Origin of the sequence: Halomonas elongata DSM 2581 (genome assembly GCF_000196875.2) — a bacterium.
Classification (GTDB): Bacteria; Pseudomonadota; Gammaproteobacteria; order Pseudomonadales; family Halomonadaceae; genus Halomonas; species Halomonas elongata.
In genome coordinates this window covers 1,533,358-1,556,930 of record NC_014532.2, presented here as the reverse complement: position 1 = coordinate 1,556,930, position 23,573 = coordinate 1,533,358, and the positions used below count along the sequence as shown (strand labels likewise).

At 64.1% G+C, this 23,573-nt stretch carries 23 protein-coding genes; 7 read left to right on the top strand and 16 right to left on the bottom strand.

Going from position 1 to position 23,573, the window contains the following annotated elements; genetic code table 11:
• Positions 1-2: 2 nt before the first annotated feature.
• On the bottom strand, positions 3-932 hold the full coding sequence (osmF, locus tag HELO_RS07485) for a glycine betaine ABC transporter substrate-binding protein OsmF (RefSeq protein ID WP_013332122.1): 930 nt from the start codon (positions 930-932) through the stop codon (positions 3-5).
• A 94-nt stretch (positions 933-1,026) separates the two neighbouring features.
• On the opposite strand from osmF, the gene HELO_RS07480 reads away from it, so the two are divergent.
• Positions 1,027-2,001, top strand: a complete 975-nt coding sequence (locus HELO_RS07480) for a DUF1853 family protein (RefSeq protein WP_013332121.1) — start codon at positions 1,027-1,029, stop codon at positions 1,999-2,001.
• A gap of 22 nt (positions 2,002-2,023) precedes the next feature.
• Here HELO_RS07480 and HELO_RS07475 read toward each other — a convergent pair whose 3' ends face one another.
• From HELO_RS07475 to HELO_RS07460, 4 genes are read right to left on the bottom strand one after another with little or no spacing between them, the layout of a single operon-like run.
• On the bottom strand, positions 2,024-2,803 hold the full coding sequence (locus HELO_RS07475; RefSeq protein WP_013332120.1) for an ABC transporter permease: 780 nt from the start codon (positions 2,801-2,803) through the stop codon (positions 2,024-2,026).
• A complete protein-coding gene (locus tag HELO_RS07470) occupies positions 2,796-3,518 on the bottom strand; it encodes an ABC transporter permease (RefSeq protein WP_013332119.1) in 723 nt (240 codons plus the stop codon). Before HELO_RS07470 ends, HELO_RS07475 begins: the two co-directional genes overlap by 8 nt.
• Before the next feature lie 42 nt (positions 3,519-3,560).
• Positions 3,561-4,334, bottom strand: a complete 774-nt coding sequence (locus tag HELO_RS07465; protein WP_013332118.1) for a transporter substrate-binding domain-containing protein — start codon at positions 4,332-4,334, stop codon at positions 3,561-3,563.
• Complete coding sequence (locus HELO_RS07460) at positions 4,331-5,146, bottom strand: ABC transporter ATP-binding protein (RefSeq protein ID WP_013332117.1); 816 nt, start codon at positions 5,144-5,146, stop codon at positions 4,331-4,333. The genes HELO_RS07465 and HELO_RS07460 overlap by 4 nt, the downstream gene beginning before the upstream one ends.
• A 100-nt stretch (positions 5,147-5,246) precedes the next feature.
• Here HELO_RS07460 and HELO_RS07455 point away from each other — a divergent pair, with 100 nt between their 5' ends.
• From HELO_RS07455 to HELO_RS07440, 4 genes are all read left to right on the top strand, one after another.
• Positions 5,247-6,122 (top strand): dimethylarginine dimethylaminohydrolase family protein, encoded by an 876-nt coding sequence (locus HELO_RS07455; protein WP_013332116.1) that lies wholly within the window; start codon positions 5,247-5,249, stop codon positions 6,120-6,122.
• A gap of 3 nt (positions 6,123-6,125) precedes the next feature.
• Positions 6,126-6,749 carry a TetR/AcrR family transcriptional regulator gene (locus HELO_RS07450; RefSeq protein ID WP_013332115.1) on the top strand — a complete coding sequence of 208 codons (624 nt, stop codon included), beginning with the start codon at positions 6,126-6,128 and terminating at the stop codon, positions 6,747-6,749.
• Positions 6,750-6,949: 200 nt separating this feature from the next.
• On the top strand, positions 6,950-7,216 hold the full coding sequence (locus HELO_RS07445) for a hypothetical protein (protein WP_013332114.1): 267 nt from the start codon (positions 6,950-6,952) through the stop codon (positions 7,214-7,216).
• Positions 7,217-7,256: 40 nt separating this feature from the next.
• Positions 7,257-7,475 (top strand): hypothetical protein, encoded by a 219-nt coding sequence (locus HELO_RS07440; RefSeq protein ID WP_041601989.1) that lies wholly within the window; start codon positions 7,257-7,259, stop codon positions 7,473-7,475.
• A gap of 134 nt (positions 7,476-7,609) precedes the next feature.
• Here the strand turns inward: HELO_RS07440 and cysS are convergent, their stop codons facing one another.
• Together cysS and HELO_RS07430 are read right to left on the bottom strand one after the other, a co-directional pair.
• Entirely contained in the window at positions 7,610-9,013 is a 1,404-nt protein-coding gene (cysS, locus tag HELO_RS07435; protein WP_013332113.1) for a cysteine--tRNA ligase, read from the bottom strand.
• A gap of 1 nt (position 9,014) precedes the next feature.
• Positions 9,015-10,691 (bottom strand): glutamine--tRNA ligase/YqeY domain fusion protein, encoded by a 1,677-nt coding sequence (locus HELO_RS07430; protein ID WP_013332112.1) that lies wholly within the window; start codon positions 10,689-10,691, stop codon positions 9,015-9,017.
• A gap of 143 nt (positions 10,692-10,834) precedes the next feature.
• Here HELO_RS07430 and HELO_RS07425 point away from each other — a divergent pair, with 143 nt between their 5' ends.
• Both HELO_RS07425 and HELO_RS07420 read left to right on the top strand, forming a co-directional pair.
• Positions 10,835-11,338, top strand: a complete 504-nt coding sequence (locus HELO_RS07425) for a peptidylprolyl isomerase (protein ID WP_013332111.1) — start codon at positions 10,835-10,837, stop codon at positions 11,336-11,338.
• Positions 11,339-11,409: 71 nt separating this feature from the next.
• Complete coding sequence (locus HELO_RS07420) at positions 11,410-12,174, top strand: UDP-2,3-diacylglucosamine diphosphatase (RefSeq protein ID WP_013332110.1); 765 nt, start codon at positions 11,410-11,412, stop codon at positions 12,172-12,174.
• Positions 12,175-12,177: 3 nt separating this feature from the next.
• Here the strand turns inward: HELO_RS07420 and HELO_RS07415 are convergent, their stop codons facing one another.
• The 9 genes from HELO_RS07415 to tig all read right to left on the bottom strand — a co-directional run bounded on the left by HELO_RS07415 (position 12,178) and on the right by tig (position 23,515).
• Positions 12,178-13,242 carry a methylenetetrahydrofolate reductase gene (locus HELO_RS07415; RefSeq protein ID WP_013332109.1) on the bottom strand — a complete coding sequence of 355 codons (1,065 nt, stop codon included), beginning with the start codon at positions 13,240-13,242 and terminating at the stop codon, positions 12,178-12,180.
• Entirely contained in the window at positions 13,229-13,699 is a 471-nt protein-coding gene (locus HELO_RS07410; protein WP_013332108.1) for a methylenetetrahydrofolate reductase C-terminal domain-containing protein, read from the bottom strand. The genes HELO_RS07415 and HELO_RS07410 overlap by 14 nt, the downstream gene beginning before the upstream one ends.
• A gap of 109 nt (positions 13,700-13,808) precedes the next feature.
• Entirely contained in the window at positions 13,809-14,837 is a 1,029-nt protein-coding gene (locus HELO_RS07405; RefSeq protein ID WP_041601988.1) for a CobW family GTP-binding protein, read from the bottom strand.
• A 216-nt stretch (positions 14,838-15,053) separates the two neighbouring features.
• Positions 15,054-16,877, bottom strand: coding sequence for a SurA N-terminal domain-containing protein (locus HELO_RS07400; protein WP_013332106.1), 1,824 nt, complete (start codon positions 16,875-16,877; stop codon positions 15,054-15,056).
• Positions 16,878-17,072: 195 nt separating this feature from the next.
• The gene (locus HELO_RS07395; RefSeq protein ID WP_013332105.1) at positions 17,073-17,345 is read right to left on the bottom strand and encodes an HU family DNA-binding protein; all 273 of its coding nucleotides are present in this window, start codon (positions 17,343-17,345) and stop codon (positions 17,073-17,075) included.
• Between the two features lie 177 nt (positions 17,346-17,522).
• Positions 17,523-19,931 (bottom strand): endopeptidase La, encoded by a 2,409-nt coding sequence (gene lon / locus HELO_RS07390; RefSeq protein WP_013332104.1) that lies wholly within the window; start codon positions 19,929-19,931, stop codon positions 17,523-17,525.
• A gap of 168 nt (positions 19,932-20,099) precedes the next feature.
• Positions 20,100-21,377, bottom strand: coding sequence for an ATP-dependent Clp protease ATP-binding subunit ClpX (clpX, locus tag HELO_RS07385; protein WP_013332103.1), 1,278 nt, complete (start codon positions 21,375-21,377; stop codon positions 20,100-20,102).
• Positions 21,378-21,453: 76 nt separating this feature from the next.
• Complete coding sequence (clpP, locus tag HELO_RS07380; protein WP_013332102.1) at positions 21,454-22,074, bottom strand: ATP-dependent Clp endopeptidase proteolytic subunit ClpP; 621 nt, start codon at positions 22,072-22,074, stop codon at positions 21,454-21,456.
• 85 nt (positions 22,075-22,159) lie between these two features.
• Positions 22,160-23,515, bottom strand: a complete 1,356-nt coding sequence (gene tig / locus HELO_RS07375; protein WP_013332101.1) for a trigger factor — start codon at positions 23,513-23,515, stop codon at positions 22,160-22,162.
• Positions 23,516-23,573 lie beyond the last annotated feature (58 nt).

Below are 23,573 nucleotides of genomic sequence, written 5' to 3'. Positions count from 1 at the left end.
CCTCAGTTATCCGGGTCGTCGTGGAGGCTGTCGAGAAAGTCGGATGCCACCTGAGCCGGATCGAGCCCCTTGACCGCCACGTCGCCATTGAGTCGCTGCAGGGTATCGCGATCCAGGGCCTCGAAGACCGGGGCCAACAGCGTCTCGATCTCGGGGTGCGCGTCCAGCACGCTCTCGCGCACCACCGGCGTGGGTTGATAGACCGGCTGCACGCCGAGCGTGTCGTCCATCACCACCAGGTCCAGGGCCTTGAGGCCGCCGTCGGTGCCATAGGTCATGGCGGCATTGACGCCACTGGTCTGCTGGGCGGCGGCCCGCATGGTCGCGGCGGTGTTGCCGCCGGAAAGCACCAGCAACTGGTCCTCGGAGAGGTCGAAGCCATAGGCCTCCTGGAATGCCGGCAACGCCTGGGGCGATTCGACGAACTCGGCGCTGGCCGCCAGCTTGAAGTCACCGCCTTCGTCGAGATAGTCCGCCAGGTCCTCGAGACTGGCCAGATCATGCTCGCGGGCCACGTCGCCCCGCACGCTGATTGCCCAGGTGTTGTTGGCCTCCGCCGGCGTCAGCCAGACCAGGCCATTGCGTTCGCGATCCTCGGCCTTGACCGTCTGGTAGGCCTGTTCGGCATCCTTCCACACCGGGCGGTCCGCCATGTCGAAGAAGAAGGCGCCATTGCCGGTGTATTCCGGATAGAGATCGATTTCCCCCGCCGTGAGCGCCTCGCGCACGATGCTGGTGGTGCCGAGTTGCAGGCGGTTCTCCACGTCGATGCCGCCGCTCTCCAGGCGCTGCAGGATCAGTTGCCCGAGCACCGAGCCCTCGGTATCGATCTTGGAAGCCACCACCACCGGCGAATCATCGGCCTGAGCCGCTGAGAAGGCCATCAAGGTGCCGGCTGCGGCGGCGGCGAGACGCGTCAGTACAGGGTTCATCATTAGCACCTGCTTGCTGGGTATGTATCCTGAGAGTATAAGGCCCGACTCAATGGACTGTCAGAACGGCACCTCAACGCCGCAGCGAGGGCGCATGCCACCCCACGATACCGACTTCCTGGAACGCTGGCAGCATCCGCAGGTCAGGGATCTCGCCTGGTTGCTGCTGGCCCCGGACCTGCTGGCCCTGGCCTGGCCGGGGCGACCGACGCGCAGCGCTCTGGGGCTCGGCGAGCTCGCGACGCTACGCGGCTACCTGGATACCCTCGAGGCCTACCCCGGCGATCTCGAGGCCAAGACGGGCACGCCCGGCGCGACACGCCTGGGCCACTACCATGAACGCCTGTGGCAGCACCTGCTGGAGACCGCACCGAACACGCGACTGCTGGCACACAACCTGCCGGTCGTGCGCGAACGCCGTACCCTGGGCGAACTCGACCTGCTCTATCGCAATAACGGCGAACGCACGCCCATACATCTCGAAGTGGCCATCAAGTTCTATCTGGGCCTGCCGGAGGGGCCCGGCGAGGCTCGCGACCAGGCCCGCTGGGTCGGCCCCGGCGGCCTCGACAGCCTGGCCATCAAGCGTGCCCATCTCGAGCGCCACCAGTTGCCCATGGCAGATATGCCGGAAGCTCAGCGCGCCATGTCGCAACGGCTCGGCGAGGCTTTCGGCGGTCGGCTGCATCAGCGCCTGGCGATGCCCGGCGTGCTCTTCTACCCCTACCGGCACCGCATGCCGGCGCCTCGCCAGGCGCATCCCGCTCATCGCCACGGACAATGGCTACATTGGCGGGACTGGCCGACCATGGAGACGACGCTACCGCGGCAAACCCGAGGCGCCTGCCTGGGCAAGCCTCACTGGCTGGCGCCACCCCGCCGGGACGACCTGATACCGCTTGCGGCACTGTCGGCATGGCTCGAGACACATTTCAACAGCGGCGGCGCACCGCGCCAGCTCGTCCTGCACGACCCCACCCACGGCTGGCGACGCGTCTTCGTGGTCGATGACGCCTGGCCTCGTCAGATTCCGTTGCCCCCGGAGCCCCGAGCCTTGCCGCCGAGGTGATGCTCGAAGCGTAGATCGGACCTCAATCGCCGGTAGAGTGGCGCGACCATGCACACTCCAGGGCACCGAAAGCCAGAGTGATCAGGCCGGCCAGGATCAGGTAGATCAGGGCCATCAGCAGCAGGGGTTCATAGACCATGTAGGTTTCCTGGCGAATGCGCCCGAACACGGCATAGGTATCCACGGCGGCAATGGTGGCAACCAGCGGCGTGGCCTTGAGCTGGATGATCAACTCGCCATTGAGGGTGGGCAGCACGCGCTGCACGGCCCGGGGCAGCCAGATGCGCCGCAGGATGGTCAGCGGGTGCATGCCAAGCGAGCGGGCCGCCTCCAGCTCGCCTTTCGGCACACCGGCGAAACCACCACGCATCACCTCGCCCTCATAGCCGGCGAACGACAGCGTCAGGGCCACGAAGGCATAGGGCCAGGCCTCGGTGAGGTAGGGCCACAGCCAGCTCCCGCGCACGCCCGGCAGGTAGGGAAACAGCGAGCCGAGCCCGTAGTACAGCAGCCAGATCTGCAACAGCAACGGCGTGCCGCGAATCAGGGTACAGAAGCCCCGGGCCAGCCAGGCCAGCGGTCGAGGCCCCGTCACCTGCACCAGCCCAAGTGGAATCGCCAGCAGGAACCCCGCCACACTGGTGGTCACCAGCAGCACCAGCGTCAGCCAGAGCCCGCCCAGGATGGCGTCACGGTAGTCGAGCAGCCAGTCCCAGCGCATCTGCAGGGCCATCAGCGTGACGACCAGCACAGCGACGGCGATCAGCCCGAGGCGATGTGGTGGCAGGCGAGATTCAAGCATGCGACATCCCCCTGGTGGCCCGACGCTCCAGTGCCTTGAACACAAGGTTCGAGATCAGCGAAACCAGCAGGTAGAGCACACCGGCCGCGCACAGGAACAACAGGTGGTGCTTGGTGGCGCCGGCCGCCTGGCGTGCGGCCAAGGTCAGTTCGGTGAAACCGACCACGGCCAGCAGTGCCGTGTCCTTGGTGGCGATCAGCCACAGATTGGAGAGCCCCGGCAGTGCGCCGGGCAGCATGGCCGGCAAGGTGATGCGCCGGAACGTCTTGGCGGTTGACATGCCCAGCGAATAGGCCGCCTCGATCTGGCCATAGGGAATGGCACGAATTGCGCCACGCATCACCTCGGTGGCATAGGCTCCCTGGACCAGGGCGATCACCGCGATACCGGCGGCGAAGGGGCTGACTTCCACCTCCCCCAACCCGGCCACGGCCAGCAACTGGTTGAGCGCCTCGGGCATGGCAAAGTAGAGCAGCAGGATCAGTACCAGCTCCGGCACCGCACGGATGATCGTGGTATAGCACGCCAGCAGATCACGGATGACGGGGCCACCGGAGAGCTTGCCGGCGGCCCCGGCCATGCCGATCAGCAGGCCCAGCAGATAACCACCGCCGGCCACCTGCAGCGACAGCCAGAGCCCGTCGAGCAGAGCGCCGCCCCAACCGGGCGGCGCCAGCGCGAGCAACTCCCCCATGCTCATGTCGCGATAATTCATGACCCAGGACGCCCCCTGCCAGGTCCATCATTGCCCTCCACCTCAGGTGTCGGGCTCACCGTAGATATCGAAGTCGAAATACCGGGCGGTAATCTCGTCATAGGTGCCGTTGGCCCGAACCTCGGCGATTGCCTCGTTGAGCCGCTCACGCAGGGCATCGTCGTCCTGGCGAACCCCGAAGCCGATGCCGTCTCCCAGGGTCTGGGGATCGTGAGCCACATCACCTGTCATCTCACAGCACAACTGGCCTTCTTTGCTCTCCAGGAACTGCTCGATGATCAGCCGATCGGCCAGGGTGGCGTCCAGGCGTCCGGCGAACAGATCCTGGTTGGCCTCGTCCTGGGTCTGATACTCGCGCAGGGTCGCCTCGGGGAAATGCGCCTGGGCATAGGCCTGGTGGATGGAGGCGGACTGCACGCCGAGCGCCTTGCCGGCGAGCCCCTCAGACGTTGGCTCCAGTTCGACGCCCTTGGCACCGGCCAGCGCCGCAGGTGTCTGATAGTACTTGTCCGAAAAGGCGATGGTCTCGCGGCGCTTGTCGGTGATGCTCAACGAGGCGGCGATGAAGTCGATCTTGCCGCCGGTCAGGGCGGGGATCAGGCCATCCCAGGAGGTCGTGACGAGCTTGCACTCCAGTTCGGCGGCTTCACAGATCGCTCGGGTGATATCCACTTCCCAGCCATGCAGTTCGCCACTCGCATCCGTCGTGGCAAAGGGCGGATAGGGTTCGGTCGCAAAGCCAACACGGGTCACCTCGGCCTGCGCCAGCGGCACCAGGCAAAGGGAAGTCAGGGTAGCCGTCAGCAGTCGTTTCATTGTCGTTCTCCTTGGGATGGACTGACCGAGCCCAGGAAGCGTTGCAGTCGCTGGGCTGTCGGGGCATCGAACAACCGGTCGGGCGGCCCTTGTTCGGCGATTTCCCCCTGATCGAGGAAGACGACCCGGTCCGCCACATCCGCGGCGAACGCCATTTCATGGGTCACGATGATCATGGTGCGCCCCTCCTTGGCGAGGTCGCGTATCACCGCCAGCACCTCCCCCACCAACTCGGGGTCCAGCGCCGAGGTGGGCTCGTCGAACAGCAACGCCTCCGGGCCCATCGCCAGGGCTCGGGCGATGGCGCCACGCTGCTGCTGGCCGCCGGAGAGCGTCGTCGGATAGGCCTCTCGAAGATGATAGAGGCCGACGCGCTCCAGCAGCGTCCGGGCCTCGTCGCGCGCTTCGGCTCGCGAGCGCTTCAGCACCTGGATCGGCGCCTCCATGACGTTGGCCTCCAGGGTCATGTGCGGCCACAGGTTGAAGCCCTGAAAGACCATGCCCAGGCGCGCCCTCAGGCAACGCAACTGCCGTCGATCGGCGGGCTCGCGCCGTGCCCCCTGACCGCGGAAGGGAATCGTCTCCCCCAGCAGGCGCAGCGAACCGGAGGTGGGTGTCTCGAGCAGGTTGAGACAGCGCAGCAAGGTGGACTTGCCCGAGCCGCTGCTGCCGATCAGCGCGACGACGTCTCCCCGCCCGGCGGAGAGATCGATGCCCTTGAGAACCCGGGCGTCGCCATAGGCCTTGTGCAGATTCTCGACCTCGATGACGGCATCGCCACGAGAAGCGGTAGTGGTCGAAGCATCGCTCACGTCAGGGCTCCCCGATGGTGTCTGTTGTTATGCGGTTGCATAAACTATGCATCTGTATAAGATGCGAGTCAACGATCCCAATCAGCCATGGAGCTCGCCCATGTCCCGCTACGGATGCCAATCGATGGCCGCCCCCATGACCCGCGTACTGATGCGCCGCCCCGGGTCGAGCCTGAAGCAAGCCGACCCTGCCGAATGGCATTACAACGACCATTTCGATGCCGACAAGGCGATCGCCCAGTACGATGCCTTCGCCGAACTGGTACAGGGCTCCGGGGCGGAGATCGTCTGGATCGAGGACGACGGCGACGGCCTTTCGGATGCCATGTTCACTCGCGATGCCTCGATGATCACGCGTGCCGGCGCCGTGCTGTTCAAGATGGGCAAGCCACTGCGCGCCGCGGAACCCGAACTGCACGGGCGGCATTACGAGGCAGCGGGCATTCCGGTACTCGGACGCCTGACCGGCGACGCCTGTATCGAGGGCGGAGACACCTTATGGCTCGACGACAGCACCCTGGTCGTGGGCATGGGCTTCCGCTCCAACCGCGAGGGCGTACGCCAACTGAATGCACTGCTCGGCCCGCACGGCATCGAGGTGCTGGGCTTCGACCTGCCGGTATGGGACGGCGAGGCCGCCTGCCTGCACCTGATGTCGGTCATCTCGCCGCTCACCGACGACCTCTACCTGGTTCACCCAAAACTGATTCCGGCTGCCCTGTGGACCCTGATGAAGGCCCGTGGTATCACCCTGGTGGCGGCCCCCGAAGCCGAATTCCACGACTCCCTGGGCCTCAACCTGAACGTCATGCCGCTCTCGCCCGGCGACTGCCTGATGATCGACGGCTTCCCCGGCACCCGGGCGGTGATGGAGCAACACGGCATTCGTGTGCGCACCTTCGCCGGTGATGCCCTGTGCATGGCCTGCGAGGGCGGCCCCACCTGCCTGACCAACCCGATCCTGCGCGAGGCCTGAGCCATGGCGACCCGGCGTGCCGGCAACGACCGCGAAAGCGTCCTGATCGACGCCACCCTCACCTGCATTGCGCGGGAGGGCATCTCCGCGGCCACGGTGCGCAATATCGCCGACTATGCCGGCGTCACCAACGGCCTGATCCGCTTCTACTTCAAGAGCAAGGATGGCATCCTCCAGGCCGCCTATCGGCGCTTCCTGGAACGCCTCTTCGAAGCGGCCCACGGCACCATCGACGGCGACGACATGACGGCTTGCGAACGTCTCGAACGCTACCTGCTGGCCAATCTCTCGCCGCCCATCGTCACCCCGGACAGCCTGCTGCTGTGGGCCAACTTCCTGCCCCTCACCCATCACGACAACGCCATGGCCGACATCCGCCGGCACTGGTACGACCGCACGACCCGCGCCTTCCGCGACCTCATTCATGAGGCACTGAAAGAACACGGCCACTCACCGAGCGATACCGAACTGCAGCGCCTCTCCATCGCCGTCAACGGCCTCATCGACGGCCTGTGGATCGAGGGCGCCCTGTCCACCGAGAGCTTCGACATCCACGAACTCCAGGCCATCGGTCTCGACGCCGCCGCGCGGCTGCTGGATATCCCGCTCTCCCGCTCGTCGGCATGATAAGCGCCATCGCGGCATGCCATTGGCCGGCTACACGCAGCAAAGTTAAAGAACAGCGTTTGCAAACAGCGTTTTTATACTACGCTGGAAGTCGAGGGCCGAGAATTCGGGCGAGGCAACATCGGATGCATGCCCACTTTTCGGCCTGTTGACCGGCGACAGAGAGTCGCTGACCGCCAAGCCGTTCGGAGGGATGCAATATGAACCCGGTATTGCTGTTGACCCATACCCCCTTTGAGAAACGCTCGTTCCCCAGGGCACGCCCGATGCGTCGTGCCGCACGCATCGAACCGCTCTCCCGGATACGCCCTCGGACCCAGGACAAGGTGAAAGTCGGCTGCCTCTCCCACGCCCCCCACGAAGACCTGGGGCCGGTGGATCTGGCCAATGCCAAGCGCAGGATCGATTTCTACTCGCGCTGGCATGGGCTGGAAGAGCCCCTCCTGCAGATCTGGAAAGCCCCCTGAGCGCTCGTCCAGCACGGGTAGCCGAAGAAGAGAGGTCCCCATGAACATCGGAACGCCGCTCGCCCCTCGCTGGCAGCATGTTCACGCCGACTGGTGGCAGGACGATCGGGGCAACGCCATCCATCGCACCGAAATCGATGACGATGCGCTCTACCACTGCCATCTCGCCGGATCGCCACTGCCATGGAGTGTCGTGGCCAAGAGCCTGGACGAAGCCATGTCCGCCGTCGACGCAGGGGCGAAGGATCGAGAGGAGTGATTCATCGGTCACGGCATGCGTCGATGCCAGGAGTAGGCTCGCTGCCTTCGGCGATCCCCTGACGAAAGACGGCGGAGGAACATGGCCCTCCGCCGTTTCAGCCCGCCGGACGCGGGCAGGAAATGCCACCGGGATCAGTCGCCGGGCGCTTCGAACACCCAACTGGTGCCTTCGCGGCTATCCTTGAGCACGATGCCGAGCGCGGCCAGCTCGTCACGGATGGCATCGGCACGGGCGAAATCGCGTGCCTGCTTGGCCTCGGCGCGTTCGCTGATACGTGCCTCGATTTCGGCCTCGGACAACGGCAGCTCGCCGGCTCCCCCCTTGAGGAAGACGGCCGGTTCCTGCTGCAGCAGGCCGAGCACGCCCCCCAGCCGCTTGAGCTCGGCAGCCAGTGCCGGGGCCTGTTCCGGCGCTTCCTTGCGCGCCCGGTTGAGCTCTCGAGCCAGGTCGAAGAGCACCGAGATCGCCCCGGCGGTATTGAAGTCGTCGTCCATGGCCTCGATGAAGCGCCGGTCGAAACTCGGATCCACCTCACCCGGCGTTTCCACGCCCTCCAATGCCACCCCATCGAGGGCATTGTAGAAGCGCTCCAGTGACTTGCGTGCGTCGGCCAGGGAGTCCGGAGCGTAATTGATCGGGCTGCGATAGTGGCTGGCCACCAGCAGGTAGCGCACCACTTCGGGGTCGTGATGCTCGAGCACCTCGCGGATGGTGAAGAAGTTGCCCAGCGACTTGGACATCTTCTCGTGCTGTACCCGCACCGCGCCGGCGTGCATCCAGGTATTCACGTACTGCTTGCCGGTGGCCGCCTCGCTCTGGGCGATCTCGTTCTCGTGATGCGGGAAGGTCAGGTCGGGACCACCGCCATGAATGTCGAAGGTCTCGCCCAGGCAGCAGGTGGACATCGCCGAGCACTCGATGTGCCAACCCGGCCGCCCTGGCCCCCAGGGCGAGAGCCAGTCCGCCTCGCCGGGCTTGGCGGCCTTCCAGAGCACGAAGTCGAGGGGATCCTCCTTGAGCTCTTCCACGTCGACCCGGGCCCCGGCACGCATGTCGTCGGGATCGCGGTTGTTGAGCTTGCCGTAATCGGCGAACTTGCGCACCCGATAATAGACGTCACCATTGCTCGCCGCGTAGGCATATCCCTTGTCGATGAGCGTCTGGATCATGGTGACGATCTCGTCGACATGCTGGGTGGCACGAGGTTCGGCATCGGGCCGAAGCACGCCGAGTCGCCCTTCATCCTCGTGCATGGCATCGATCATGCGGTCGGTGAGCGAGGCAATGGTTTCGCCGTTTTCCTCAGCCCGCTTGAGGATCTTGTCGTCGATGTCGGTGATGTTGCGCACATAGGTGACGTCATAGCCCCGCGCCCGCAGGTAACGGGTGATGACGTCGAAGGCCACCATCACCCGGGCATGGCCCAGGTGGCAGTAGTCGTAGACGGTCATGCCGCAGACGTACATGCGAACCCGCCCGGGATCGATGGGCGTGAAGGTTTCCTTGCGCCGCGTCAGGGTGTTGTAGATCTGCATGTCAGCCCTTCTTCTTGATCTTCGCCCAGGAGTCCTTGAGGCCCACGGTGCGGTTGAACACCAGGTGGTCGGGGCGACTGGCGTAGCGGTCGGCGCAGAAATACCCCACCCGCTCGAACTGGTAGCGACTCTCCGGCTCGGCCGCCGCCAGGCTCGGTTCGCCGAAGCCTTGCACGGTGACCAGCGACTCGGGATTCAGATGCTCGAGGAAATCGGCATCCCGATCCTTGTCCGGCTGCTCGACCTGGAACAGGTTGTCGTAGAGCCGAACCTCCAGAGGCACGCCGTGCGTGGCACTGACCCAGTGCAGCACGCCCTTGACCTTGCGGTCCTCGGGGTTCTTGCCGAGCGTGTCGAAGTCCACCGAGCAGCGCAGCTCCGTCACTTCGCCCTCGTCGTCCTTGATGACCTCGTCGCAACGAATCACGTAGCTGTTGCGCAGGCGAACCTCCTTGCCCGGCGCCAGACGGAAGAACTTCTTGGGCGGATCTTCCATGAAGTCGTCGCGGTCGATGTAGATCTCGCGGGTGAAGGGCACACGACGCACCGGCATGTCGTCCCGGGCGGGATGACCGGCCACCTCGTACACTTCCTCGTGATCCTCGGGCACATTGGCCAACACCACCTTGAGCGGCTTGAGCACGCACATGGCACGCGGCGCGTTGTCCTCGAGGTCCGAACGGATCGCGTGATAGAGCATGGCGATGTCCACCAGCCCGCCGTCGGCACGCGTCACACCGATCATTTCGCAGAACTTGCGAATCGAGGCCGGCGTGTAGCCGCGGCGGCGCATGCCCGAGATGGTCGGCAGGCGCGGATCGTCCCAGCCATCGACATAGCCCTGATCGACCAGCAGCTTGAGCTTGCGCTTGGAGGTCAGGGTGTAATTGAGATTGAGACGGGCGAACTCGATCTGCCTCGGTCGGGATGGCACCGGCAGGTTTTCGAGGAACCAGTCGTACAGCGGCCGATGATCCTCGAATTCCAGCGAGCAGAGGGAATGCGTCACCCCTTCCAGGGCATCCGACTGGCCGTGCGTGAAGTCGTAGGACGGGTAGATCTTCCACTTGTCGCCGGTCTGATGATGACTGGCGTGCCGGATGCGATAGAGGATCGGATCGCGCAGGTTGATATTGGGCGAGGCCATGTCGATCTTGGCTCGCAACACCTTTTCGCCCTCGGCGAACTCACCGACGCGCATGCGCTCGAGCAGATCGAGGTTCTCCTCGACGCCACGCTCCCGGTACGGGCTGGGTCGGCCCGGCTCGGTGAGGGTACCGCGGTATTCGCGGATCTCGTCGGGCGACAGGTCGTCGACATAGGCCTTGCCGTCACGCACCAGGTGCTGGGCCCAGGCATACAGCTGATCGAAGTAGTCGGATGCGAAACGCACCTCGCCGGCCCACTCGAAGCCCAGCCAGTTCACGTCCTCCTTGATGGCATCGATGTAGGCCTGCTCTTCCTTCTCCGGGTTGGTGTCGTCGAAGCGCAGGTTACAGTCGCCACCGAACTGCTCGGCGAGCCCGAAGTTCAGACAGATCGACTTGGCGTGGCCGATATGCAGGAAACCGTTGGGATGCGGCGGGAACCGGGTGACGATCTTGTCGTGCCGGCCGGCCTCGAGTTCCTCGCGGATCTGGTTGCGAATGAAGTTCGGCGCGCTGGTGGTCTCGGTCATGTTGATTGGGCAACCTCTGGTTGAACGCGGGCCTGTCGGGCGTTGCCGGGCCTGCCGGCTTCGCGCATCGACGCAAAACCGCTATTATAGCGCCACGCCCATGCACGGCGCCAAGGCGTCTGCCCAGAAGACAGGAAATCGTCATGATCACGCTGCAAACCAACTTCGGCGATATCGTCATCGCCCTGAATCACGACAAGGCCCCGAAGACGGCGGCCAACTTCGAACGCTACGTGCGCGAAGGCTTCTACGACAACACCCTTTTCCATCGGGTGATCGACGGTTTCATGGTCCAGGGCGGCGGTTTCGACCTGGACTTCAACCAGAAGCCGACCCATGAGCCGATCGAGAACGAGGCCGACAACGGCCTGGAAAATCGCGTCGGCACCCTGGCCATGGCACGCACCCAGGATCCGCATTCGGCCACCGCCCAGTTCTTCATCAACATCGCCGACAACGACTTCCTCAACCACCGTGGCAAGAACCTGCAAGGCTGGGGCTATTGCGTCTTTGGCGAAGTGGTCGAAGGCATGGACGTGGTCGAGCGCATCAAGTCGGTCAAGACCACGCGCCGCGGCATGCATGCCGATGTGCCCGCCGAGGATGTCATCATCCAGAGCGCACGCCTGCAGGAAGCCGCTGACTGAACCACTGCTCAGGCTGTCCCGCGCCCGCTTCGGCGGGCGCGGTGTCTTCGCACCCGTCCACGGAACACGACATGGCCACCCTGCTGATTTCCGACCTGCACCTGCATCCCGGCGCTCCGGCGGTCACCGAAGGCTTTCTGCGCTGGCTCGACGAGCGCGCCCGCGGTGCCGATGCCCTCTACATCCTGGGCGACTTCTTCGAGGCCTGGATCGGCGATGACCTGCTGGATCTCGGCGACGCCGACCCGACCGGCACGGCCGCCCTGGCTGGCCGCGTGGCCGCGGCACTCAGGTCGCTCGCCGATGCCGGCACTCGTCTCTACCTGATGCATGGCAATCGCGACTTCCTGCTCGGCGAACGCTTCGCCCGACAAGCCGGCGCCACCCTGCTGCCCGACCCGAGCCTGGTGACCCTGGGCGACGAGCGGGTCCTGCTGATGCATGGCGACAGCCTGTGCACCCGCGACGAGGCCTACATGGCCTTCCGCGCCCAGTCACGCGACCCGGTGTGGCAGGAACAGATTCTCGCCATGCCGATTCCCGAGCGCCTCGAACTGGCCCGTCAGCTACGCGAGCGTTCCGGTGAGGCCAACTCCAACAAGGCCGAGGACATCATGGATGTGACGCCGGACGAAGTCGTCAAAGCCATGCACGAGCATGGCGTGACCACGATGATCCATGGCCACACCCACCGCCCGGCCGTGCACGACCTCGAAGTCGACGGACACGCCGCCCGCCGCTTCGTGCTGGGCGACTGGCAACCGGGCATCGGCTGGGAAATCGAGGCCGCGCCGGGGCACGACCTGGAACTGCGGCGCCTCGACCTGTCGAGCTGACGCTCAGCTCGATGCCGCGGCCGGCAGATCCCCGGCCGCGTCCGGCGCTTCCGGATTGAGTTCAGTTGGATCGTCACGCCCGGGGTACCAGGGCACCCGCCCTTCGAGTACACCGGTCTCCTCGATGATCCGCGCCACCGTGGCCTCCTGCCGGTAAGCCATGATATGGGCGCCGCTGACCCCTTCGATCTCGCGCACCTCCTGCAGGATGTCCCGACACAGGCGCGCGCCCTCCTCACGTTGATTCTGGGCGCCTTCGAGGCGCTTGATCACGCTATCCGGAATATGGATTCCGGGAACATTGTCGCGTACCCAGCGCGCACTGCGCGCCGAAGGCAGAGGCCCCATACCGACCAGCACATGGATACGATCCGGCCCTTCCAGCAGGCCGAGGTCGGCGATTTCGGCCATGAAATCCCGTAGGACAGCGGTATCGAAGCAATACTGGGTCTGGATGAAACGCGCGCCGGCCGCCACCTTCTTGGCCAGACGCTGGGCTCGCCAGGCCCGGGGCGGCACGAAGGGATTGGCCGCCGCTCCCAGGAACATTCGGGGTGGCGAATCGATCGGGCGACCACTCTCGAAGCAGGACTCGTCGCGCATGCGGCGCGCCATCTCGAGCAACGACAGTGAATCGAGATCGAAGACCGGTCGGGCATGGGGATGATCGCCGGCCTGAACACCATCGCCGGTCAGGCACAGCAGGTTGCAGGCACCCATGGCCGCCGCCCCGAGAATCTCGCCCTGCATGGCAATCCGATTCCGATCGCGGCAGGACATCTGCAGGATGGTCGCATAGCCGACCCGCGTCAGCAGCGAACAGACGCCGACGCTCGACATATGGCAGTTGGCCCCGGAGCCGTCGGTGGCATTGATGGCATCGACATAGCCATCGAAGATTGCGGCACGCCGCAGGACTTCCGCCGGATCCGCGGAATCCGGAGGGTCGATCTCGGTGGTCACGGCGAAACGTCCGGCCCTCAGAACCCGCTCGAGCCGGCCGGGCGACACATGCCCCGGCAGCACGGGGAGTGAATAGCCGGGAACCGGCTCGTCATCGAACTTCATTGCCGCCTCCTGCGTCATGCTCGCCACGTGCCACCCGCAACCAGGAAGACGTACCTTCCAGGGACGCATCCACGGGAAGCTGCACGACATGAATACGATCGCCATGCTTCATGCGCTGACTGCCCTCCCAGGCATCCAGCCATACGCAGCGCATCTCCGGCTTGACCTCGCAGCCGCCGTCTTCGCGCACCCCGCCGCAGGGTCCGTTACGCAGCCGCTTGGGACAGTTCATGGGGCACGACATGCCGGTCGAGCTGAGCACGCAGTGGCCGCACATCTGACAATCGAACAGCAGCCCCTTGATGGCCCGCTCGAGCCGCGCCACCGGCGCCTCGAGCCGCGCATAGCCGATCCGCTCCAGCAGTGGCGCCGAGCGCTGAAGCATGACCTCGAGCCCCGCATAGAGAAGCTCGAAGGCGCGGGCGTGACGTACCGCCCAACGTCGCACTCGATACATAGTGACATCCTGCCCAGTCGCGGAATTTTTCCACCGAGCCGCCTCTTGACTCGTAGCCTAGGAACGAGCCGGTAGAAACACATCCATCACGACGACAACGACGTGTGCGTCACCGTCGCGCCTCGAGACAGTCAGCCAGGGATGCTTCCAGGCTCTCGGCATCGGGCATGATGCCCGGCTCGCCAAGCAATTCCAGGCGCGAGTCATGCCGCCAGACGCTCGGGCGAATCTCGGCGCTGTCCCCACTTCCCGCCACCCGGTTGTAGAACAGCCAGCCCCGGTCGGTATGAAACACGCCCTTGACCCTTAGTGCCGCCGGCAGGGATGCCAACCGTGTTTCCAGGGCGTGAAGTTCGAAACGGTCCCGGGGATGCCAACGCCAGCCCAGGCTGGCACACCCCAGGGCTTCGCCCCGCTCGGGCACCGGGATCCCCGGCCTCGGTTCGGTTGGGGCCCCCTGGTGCGTCGTTTCGGCGTGGTGTCGATGATGCGAGGCCGGCATCGCCACCGTCTCGCCGACACCGGGCTCGGCCGAGAGCAGCAGTTCGCTCGGCAGTCGTCCATATGGCGCTTCACGTATCCAGCGGCGCGACGGCCAGAACCCTTCGAGCCAGCGTCGCGCCGCCTCCACCTGCCGGGTGGTGGCAAAATCGGTCATGGTCAACGCCACCGCATCGGCCATGCGCAGTTGATCGAGGAAGGTTTCATGGGCCATGGCCCGCGTATCGTCCAGTCGTCGCGGATCCAGCACGGCCACCACGCCACGGATATCGAGCGCGTCGGCGAAGCCCTCGCCTCGCAACAGATCCAGCAGGCCCGCTGGATGCCCCAGCCCCGAAGGCTCGATGATCAGACGATCCGGACGATGGCGACGCAACAACCTGACAAGCGACGCACGCAGCACCACGGCTTGCTGACAACACAGGCAGCCACCGGGCAACGACTCGATGATCAGGTCGTCATGCGCCTCGAACATCGTCTGGTCGATCCCGACACGCCCGAACTCGTTGATGACCACGGCCCAGCGTTCACCCGCCGGCTTGTGAGCCAGCAGGTGTTGGATCAGCGAACTCTTGCCGGCCCCGAGAAAGCCGGTGATCACATGGACGGGCACCGATGACAGTGTCGCCTGGCTCACCACACAACTCCTTTCCAGCGTCTCGCCATTCGTCTTCTCTCCATTCTCCCCTGCATGATGACATCTCTGCATGACGACATCCGGATAATGGCGCGAGTAAATGGGGCCCTGAAAATAGATAACGGTATAAAAAAGATCGATCGAACAAGGCCCGCCCCAGCAAGCGCCCATGAAAAAAGGGGCCGCAGCCCCTTTCTTCACGATCGACTCAGTCGATCAGAACCGCTTGATTTCCGCCTGCTCGCGCAGGAATCCAAGCAGGCCATTGACGGCCGCCTGGGAGCGCAGCTGCTGCGCCATGCGTGCCACGAAGGCCTCGCTCTGCTCGTCGACCTGGCCTTCTGCCACTTCGTCCAGGGCGATCAGCACCACACGCTGCCCATCGATCGCACGGCCGTAGACGGTCTCGTCGGCCTCGGGGTGTGGCAAGCGGAAGGCAGCATCTACCACCGGTTGGGCGAGATCGGTGTCGTCCTGGCGACTCAGGCCTTCGGTGCGCTGCCAGTCGATCGCCGGCGTCTCACCGGACCGCAGGGCCTCGATCAGCCTGTCCGCCTCGTTCTCCAGCGCTTCGCGAGTCTTCTGCGCCTGAACGGCCTCGACCACCTGCGAGCGCACTTCCTCGAGCGGCAGGGTCGTGGCTTCACGGTGGTCGAGCACGCGCAGCACCATGCGGCGATCCTCGTCGAGCTCGATGACCTCGCTGTTGAAGCCCTCCTCGAGCACATCCGGGGTGAAGGCCTGACGCATCACGCCCGGCTCGGCCAGAACACCCGAGACGTTCTGGCGACTGACCCAATCGGTGGTCTTCCGCTCGAGATTCAGCTCCTCGGCCACGCTCTGCAGATCCTCGGCCGCGAAGCTCTCATCGATCAAACGCTGGGCGCGGTCATCGAAGGCGGTCGACACCTGCTTCCGGGCGACCTGACGCGCCAGGCGATCGCGCGATTCCTCGAAGGAAGGCCGATCCAGCTCGGTCACCTTGATCAGGTGCAGGCCGTTGTCGGTCTCGACGATGTCCGATACCTGCCCCTCTCCCAGGGAGAACGCCGCCTCGTCGAAGGCCTCACCGAAGAAGCCACGACTGATGACGCCCAGGTCGCCCCCTTCGTCACTGGTCGACGTATCGTCGGAGTACTCGGCGGCCAGGTCGGCGAATGACGCTCCGTCGGCGAGACGCTGACGCACTTCCTCGAGTCGCGCCTCGGCCTCTTGCCGGGTCCGCTGGTCTCCGAACCTGACCATGATGTGCGATACACGGCGATCGGCTTCGGCGGCTTCGGCATTCCAGGCATCGCGCAAGTCTTGTTCGCTGACATCCGCCTGCTCGGCCATCTGCTCGCGATCGAGCACGACATAGGCCAGCTTGACCTGTTCCGGGCGCTGGTAGTCGTCGGCATGTGCCTCGTAATACGCCTGGAGTTCCTGCTCGCTGGCCTCGGGACGGCTCTCCAGGTCATCGACGGTCAGGGCATGATGACGGAAGCTGCGAGTCTGGCGCTGCAGGGCGGCCAGCCGCCGCTCTTCGCTCTCCAGGCTGAATTCGCTGACCGCCAGGCCCTGTTGGAGCTGCCGTCGCTTCATGTCCGCGCGCAACTGATCGCGGAACGCCAGCGGCGTGAAACCGGCGCTGGAGAGACGGTTGCGGAACAGCTCCCGGGAGAACTTGCCGTCCTGGTCCTGGAACTCGGGCAGATTGACGATCAACTGATCGATCTGGCTCTCCGAGAGATGCAGCCCGCCCTCTTCGGCATATTGGGTCAGCAGGCGCTCGGAGATCAGGCTGTCGAGCATCTGGCTGCGCAGCTCGCGCTCCTGCTCGGGAGGCACCTGGCCGCTGCGAATGGCACGCTGAACCTCGAGCTCCAGTTGCTGGCGCGGGATCGACTCGCCATTGACCTTGGCGACACTGTCCCCGTCATTGCCCCCCAGCAATCCGACCAGCGACTCCGCGCCGAACAGTGCCATGGCCACCACCACGGCACCGATGATGATCTTGGCGCCCCAGCTCGCGGAGCGATCACGAATACTTTGCAGCATGCAGGCCTCTGCTGAATGAAGAGTGTCGGAACGCGCCACATTATACGCATCCTCGAGGGTCTGGCGACCCTCGGTAAGCGAGGTGGCCGGCTTCCCCATGGCCCGGGCCGGGGATCAGAAACAAAACAGGCGCACCGCGAAGCGATGCGCCTTTATGGGACCCGATGTCAACGCTGGTCGACGATACGCGGCAACTTAGTTGACGGAATCCTTCAGCGCCTTGCCGGCCTTGAAGCTCGGCACCTTGGCAGCGCTGATCTGGATCGGCTCACCTGTCTGCGGGTTACGACCGGTGCGCGCCGCACGCTCCTTAACGGTGAAGGTACCGAAACCCACCAGGGACACGCTATCACCCTTCTTCAGGCTATCGGCCACGGCGTCCACCATGGCATCCAGCGCGCGCGAGGCAGCGGCTTTGGGAATATCGGCAGACGCGGCAATGGCTTCGATCAGCTCGGATTTATTCACACTTCACCCCTTGACTATTTCGTAAATTGGCTCTAATCGGCGAGACTTACGGCTGAATGACGCGATCACAGCATAGCGTTAATTTATAGCAATGCGATGAAAGGCATGTCAAGCGACCATCCCTGATAATCCCCATCATGCCGGGGTTTTCGCCTCGGCATGATGGCGAAAAAAACGTCAGTGCGTACTGATCATCGAGTGAGAAGAGGCCGTTTCCTCCGCTCTCGTTTCCTCTTTATCCGAACTCACTTTTTCGGTTAAAGCGACATCGAGAACCTCATCAATCCAGCGAACAGGGCGGATATCCAGAGCATCCTTGATGTTATCAGGAACCTCTTTCAGATCGCGGCGGTTCTCCTCCGGGATAAGCACCGTCTTTATACCACCCCGTCTGGCCGCCAGCAATTTCTCCTTGAGACCGCCGATTGGCAACACTTCACCGCGCAGATTGACCTCGCCAGTCATCGCGACGTCACAACGCACGGGTCGACCAGTGTAGGCCGAAATCATGGCGGTTACCATGGCGATCCCGGCACTCGGTCCATCCTTGGGCGTGGCTCCCTCGGGAACGTGGATGTGCAGGTCTTCCTTCTCGAAGCGTTCCGGGTCGACACCAAGCGATATTGCCCGAGCCCGCACCACCGTCTGGGCAGCACTGACCGACTCCTTCATCACATCGCCCAGCGACCCGGTCTTGTCGAGCCGCCCCTTGCCCGGCGTGACCACCGATTCGATATTGAGCAGCTCGCCGCCCACGGAAGTCCAGGCCAGGCCCGTCACCCGGCCAACCTGATCTTCCTGGTCGGCCAGACCATAACTATAGCGACGCACGCCGGCATAGGCCTCAATATCCGCCGCCGACAAATGGTCGGGGGCCTGGGCGCCCTCCTTGCCTTCCTGCTCGAGACGCTGACGAAGCACCTTGCGGCAGACCTTGGCGATCTGGCGCTCGAGCTCGCGCACACCGGCTTCCCGACTATAGTAGCGGATCAGCTCCAGCAGGGCCTCGTCGGAAAAGGCCAGCTCGCCCTCCTTGAAGCCATTGGCCTTGAGCTGCTTGGGCACCAGGTAGCGCCGCGCGATGGCCTGTTTCTCGTCCTCGGTGTAACCCGGCAGGCGGATCACTTCCATCCGATCGAGCAGCGGGCCGGGGATGTTCATCGAGTTGGCGGTACAGATGAACAACGTCTCCGAGAGATCGTAATCCAGCTCGAGGTAATGATCGCTGAACTTGTCGTTCTGCTCGGGATCGAGCACCTCGAGCAGCGCCGAGGCGGGGTCACCGCGATGATCCATGCCGACCTTATCGACCTCGTCGAGCAGGAACAGCGGGTTCTTGACCCCCGCCTTGCTCATGCGCTGCACCATCTTGCCCGGCAGCGAGCCGATGTAGGTCCGGCGGTGGCCACGAATCTCGGACTCGTCACGTACGCCACCGAGTGCCAGACGCACGTACTTGCGGTTGGTCGCACGGGCGATCGACTGACCCAGCGAGGTCTTGCCCACCCCGGGCGGGCCGACCAGGCACAGCACGGGCCCCTTGAGCTTCTTGACCCGCTTCTGCACGGCCAGGTATTCGAGGATGCGTTCCTTGACCTCTTCCAGCCCGTGGTGATCCTCGTCCAGAACTTTCTGGGCGTGCTGGATATCGTGGCGCACCCGGGTCCGCTTCTTCCAGGGCACCGAGGTCAGCCAGTCAAGGTAGGAGCGCACCACCGAAGCCTCGGCGGAGGATGGCGACATCATGCGCAACTTGCCGAGCTCCTGCCGGGCCTTCTCCGCTGCCTCCTTGGGCATGCCGGATTCCTCGATGGCCTGCTCGTACTTGTCGGCCTCGTTGGGCACGTTCTCGAGCTCGCCCATCTCCTTCTGGATGGCCTTCATCTGCTCGTTGAGATAGTACTCGCGCTGGGACTTCTCCATCTGGTCCTTGACCCGCGAGCGGATGCGCTTCTCAACCTGGAGCAGATCGATCTCGGATTCGATCAGCGCCATCAGGTGCTCGACTCGGTCGCGCACCCGATCCATCTCCAGCAATTGCTGCTTGTCGTCGATCTTCAGCGACAGATGGGCACAGATGGTATCGACCAGCCGACTCGGATCCTCGATACCGGACAGCGAATTCAGTACCTCGTTGGGCACCTTCTTCGACATCTTGACGTACTGCTCGAACTGATTCAGCAGCACGCGGACGAGGGAATCCTGCTCGCGCTCGGTCAGGGGCTCGCTCTCGCGCAGCACCACTTCGGCCCGGCTGTAGCCCCCGTCGACGGCCTGAATGTCGCGGATGTCGGCCCGGGATTCCCCCTCGATCAGCACCTTGACGGTGCCGTCGGGCAGCTTGAGCAGCTGCATGATCTCGGCCACGGTGCCGATGGAAAAGAGGTCCTCGTTGTCCGGATCGTCCTTGCTGGCCTCGCGCTGCGCCACCAGCAGCACGCGCTTGTCGGCCTCCATCGCCGTTTCCAGCGCCTGGATCGACTTTTCCCGGCCGACGAACAGCGGAATGACCATCTGCGGGTAGACGACCACGTCCCGCAGCGGCAAAAGGGGCAGACTCAAGGTCTGTTCAGCGTTCTGCTGCATCGCAGACGTTCCTCAAACGATTCGGGTGAATACCAAGGGAATGGGGACGATACCCCGACATTGCAAGGTCGGGGCGACAGCACGGCACAGAAAAGGGCCGCCAAGCGGCCCTTTTCGTGACGTCTTCCTGTCCGAGGCCCCGGATACGAGACCGGCGGATACGACAGGCTAGCCGTCGGTTCCGTCGACCCGCGACTCGTCCTGCTGGGAATAGATCAGCAGCGGCTCGCTCTCGTTGGCGATCACCGAGGCATCGATCACCACCTTGGAAACCCCCTCAATGGAAGGAATCTCGTACATGGTGTCGAGCAGCACCGACTCGAGGATCGAGCGCAGGCCACGGGCACCGGTATTGCGCGCCATGGCCTTGGCCGCCACCGCCCGCAGGGCGTCCTCGCGGAAATCGAGCTCCACGCCCTCCATGTCGAACAAGCGGGCGTACTGCTTGATCAAGGAGTTCTTCGGCTCGGTGAGGATCTGGATCAGGGCATCCTCGGTGAGCTCGGTCAGGGTCGCGATCACCGGGAGTCGACCGACGAACTCGGGAATCAGGCCGAACTTGACCAGATCCTCCGGCTCGACATCGAGCAGCAGATCGCCGACGCCCTTGGTCTCGTCCTTGGTCTTGACCTCGGCGTTGAAGCCGATACCACCCTTTTCGGCACGGTCGCGAATGACCTTGTCGAGACCGGCGAAGGCTCCGCCGACGATGAAGAGCATATTGGTGGTGTCGACCTGCAGGAACTCCTGCTGGGGATGCTTGCGGCCTCCCTGGGGCGGCACCTGGGCCGTCGTGCCCTCGATCAGCTTGAGCAGCGCCTGCTGGACCCCTTCCCCCGAGACATCACGGGTAATGGAGGGGTTGTCAGACTTGCGCGAGATCTTGTCGATCTCATCGATGTAGACGATGCCACGCTGGGCCTTGTCCACATCGTAGTCGCACTTCTGCAGCAGCTTCTGGATGATGTTCTCGACATCCTCGCCCACGTAACCGGCCTCGGTCAGCGTGGTCGCGTCGGCGATGGTGAAGGGAACATTCAGCAGCCGCGCCAGGGTCTCGGCCAGCAGGGTCTTGCCGCTGCCGGTTGGGCCGATCAGCAGGATGTTCGACTTGCCGAGCTCGACCTCGTCCTTGGCGCCGTAGCGCAGACGCTTGTAATGATTGTAGACCGCCACCGACAGCACCATCTTGGCGCGGTCCTGGCCGATCACGTAGTCATCGAGAGTGTGACGAATCTCGCGCGGGGCGGGCAGACGCTCCTCATCGCTCTCGGCATCGGCATCGAGAACTTCCTCGCGAATGATGTCGTTGCACAGGTCGACACACTCATCGCAGATATACACGGACGGACCGGCAATCAGCTTGCGCACCTCGTTCTGGTTCTTGCCGCAGAACGAGCAGTACAGCAGCTTGCCGTCTTCGTCCTTGCCTTTGCCGTCGGCCATTCGCGTACCTCTCTCACAGCGGCGGCCTCGAGGCCGCCGGGAATCACGTAATCAGAGCGTGGTGATTATCACGCTATCAGGATGTCGGCCGCTTATCCAGCACGGCGTCGATCAGGCCGTATTCCGCCGCCTGCGCGCCGTTCATGAAGTTGTCGCGGTCGGTATCCTTGGCAATCGTCTCGAACTTCTGTCCGGTGTGATGCGCCAGGATCTGGTTGAGGCGTTCGCGGATACCGAGAATCTCACGGGTGTGGATTTCGATATCGGAGGCCTGCCCCTGGTAGCCCCCGAGGGGCTGGTGAATCATCATCCGCGAATTGGGCAGGCAGTAACGCTTGCCGTGAGCGCCACCGGCCAGCAACAGCGCGCCCATGCTGGCGGCCTGACCGATGCACACCGTGGAAACATCCGGCTTGATGAACTGCATGGTGTCGTAGATCGACATCCCCGCCGTGACGGAACCACCCGGTGAATTGATGTACAGGTGGATGTCCTTGTCGGGGTTCTCGGACTCCAGGAACAGCAGCTGCGCCACCAGCAGGTTGGCCGTGTAGTCTTCGACCGGGCCAACCAGGAAGATCACGCGCTCCTTGAGCAGACGGGAATAGATGTCGTAGGACCGCTCGCCCCGTGCGCTTTGCTCGACCACCATCGGCACCAGGCCGCCGGCGGATTGGATATCGAACTCGTTATTCATCTGGGTGATGTCCTTGCATCCGATGTATGGAAGCGGCGGCTGACCACCCCGCCCGACCGAAGCCGGGCGGAGCCGTCGGGAAGGATCAGGCCTGGTTTTCGTCGGCCTCTTCCTCGGCTTCCTCGTCACCACCACCTTGTTGCTGGGCCGCGGCGAGCGCCTCCTGGTAGCTCATTTCCACGTCCTTGACGCTGGCCTGTTCGAGCAGCACGTCGACGGCCTTCTCTTCCAGAATGGCGGATTTGACCTGATCCTTCATCTGGTCGTTGCCCATGTAGTACTCGACGACCTGCTCAGGCTCCTGGTACTGCTGCGCCAGCTCCTCGACCTTGGCCTTGATTTCGTCATCGCTGGCGTCGAGCTCGTTCACCTTGATGACCTCGGCCAGCAACAGACCGATCTGGACCCGGCTCTTGGCCTGCTCGGCGAACAGCTCGTCGGGCAGCTGGCTGACGTCGAAGTCCTCGCCGAGACCGAACTGCTGGGCTGCCTGACGCTTGAGACCGTCGGTTTCCTGCTGGATCAGCGCCTGGGGCACCGGGATGTCGTTGGCCTTCTTCAGCGCCTCGAGCACCTGCTGCTTGACGCGATTGTCGACGGCCTGCTCGGCCTCACGGGCCATGTTCTTCGAGATTTCCTCGCGGAACTTGTCCAGATCGCCGTCATCGACGCCGAACTGCTTGACGAACTCGGCATCCACCTCGGGCAGAGCCTGCGTCTTGACCGTGTGGACCTTGACCTTGAAGGTCGCTTCCTGGCCAGCCAGTTGCTCGGCCTGGTAGTCCTCGGGGAAGGTGACCTTGAGTTCCTTGTCGTCACCGGCCTTGGCGCCGATCAGCTGCTCTTCGAAGCCGGGAATGAAGCTGCCGGAGCCGATCACCAGCTCGTGGCCTTCAGCACTGCCGCCCTCGAAGGGCTCATCGCCCAGGTAACCCTGGAAGTCGATGGTCAGCTGGTCGCCATCCTCGGCGGCACGCTCGACCTCTTCCCAGTTGGCGTTCTGCTTGCGCAGGGTCTCGATCATCTCGGCGACGTCGTCGTCGCTCACCTCTACGACCGGGCGCTCGACCTCGGTGCCCTCGATGGAGGACAGCTCGACTTCCGGATAGACCTCGAGGGTCGCGGTGAACTCCAGGTCCTTGCCCGCCTCGTTGACGTCGGCCTCGATCTGCGGATAACCGGCCGGATTGAGGTTCTCGTCAGTGATCGCGCGGACGTAACGCTCACGCATCACTTCGCCGACCACCTCGTTACGCACTTCGCTGCCGTAACGCTGGCGGATCACCGACATCGGGACCTTGCCCTTGCGGAAGCCATCCATGCGCACGGTCTTGGCGGCGTCCTTGAGACGGGCAGCGACGGCCTCATCGATTTCGGCGGCCGGCACCTGCACCTTGACGCGGCGTTCAATCTGGGAGGTCGTATCGACGGAAACTTGCATGAATTGTCCTCTACACCGACGGGGGCGTTGGTTCTGTGGATAGCGTTGCAACGTTCAA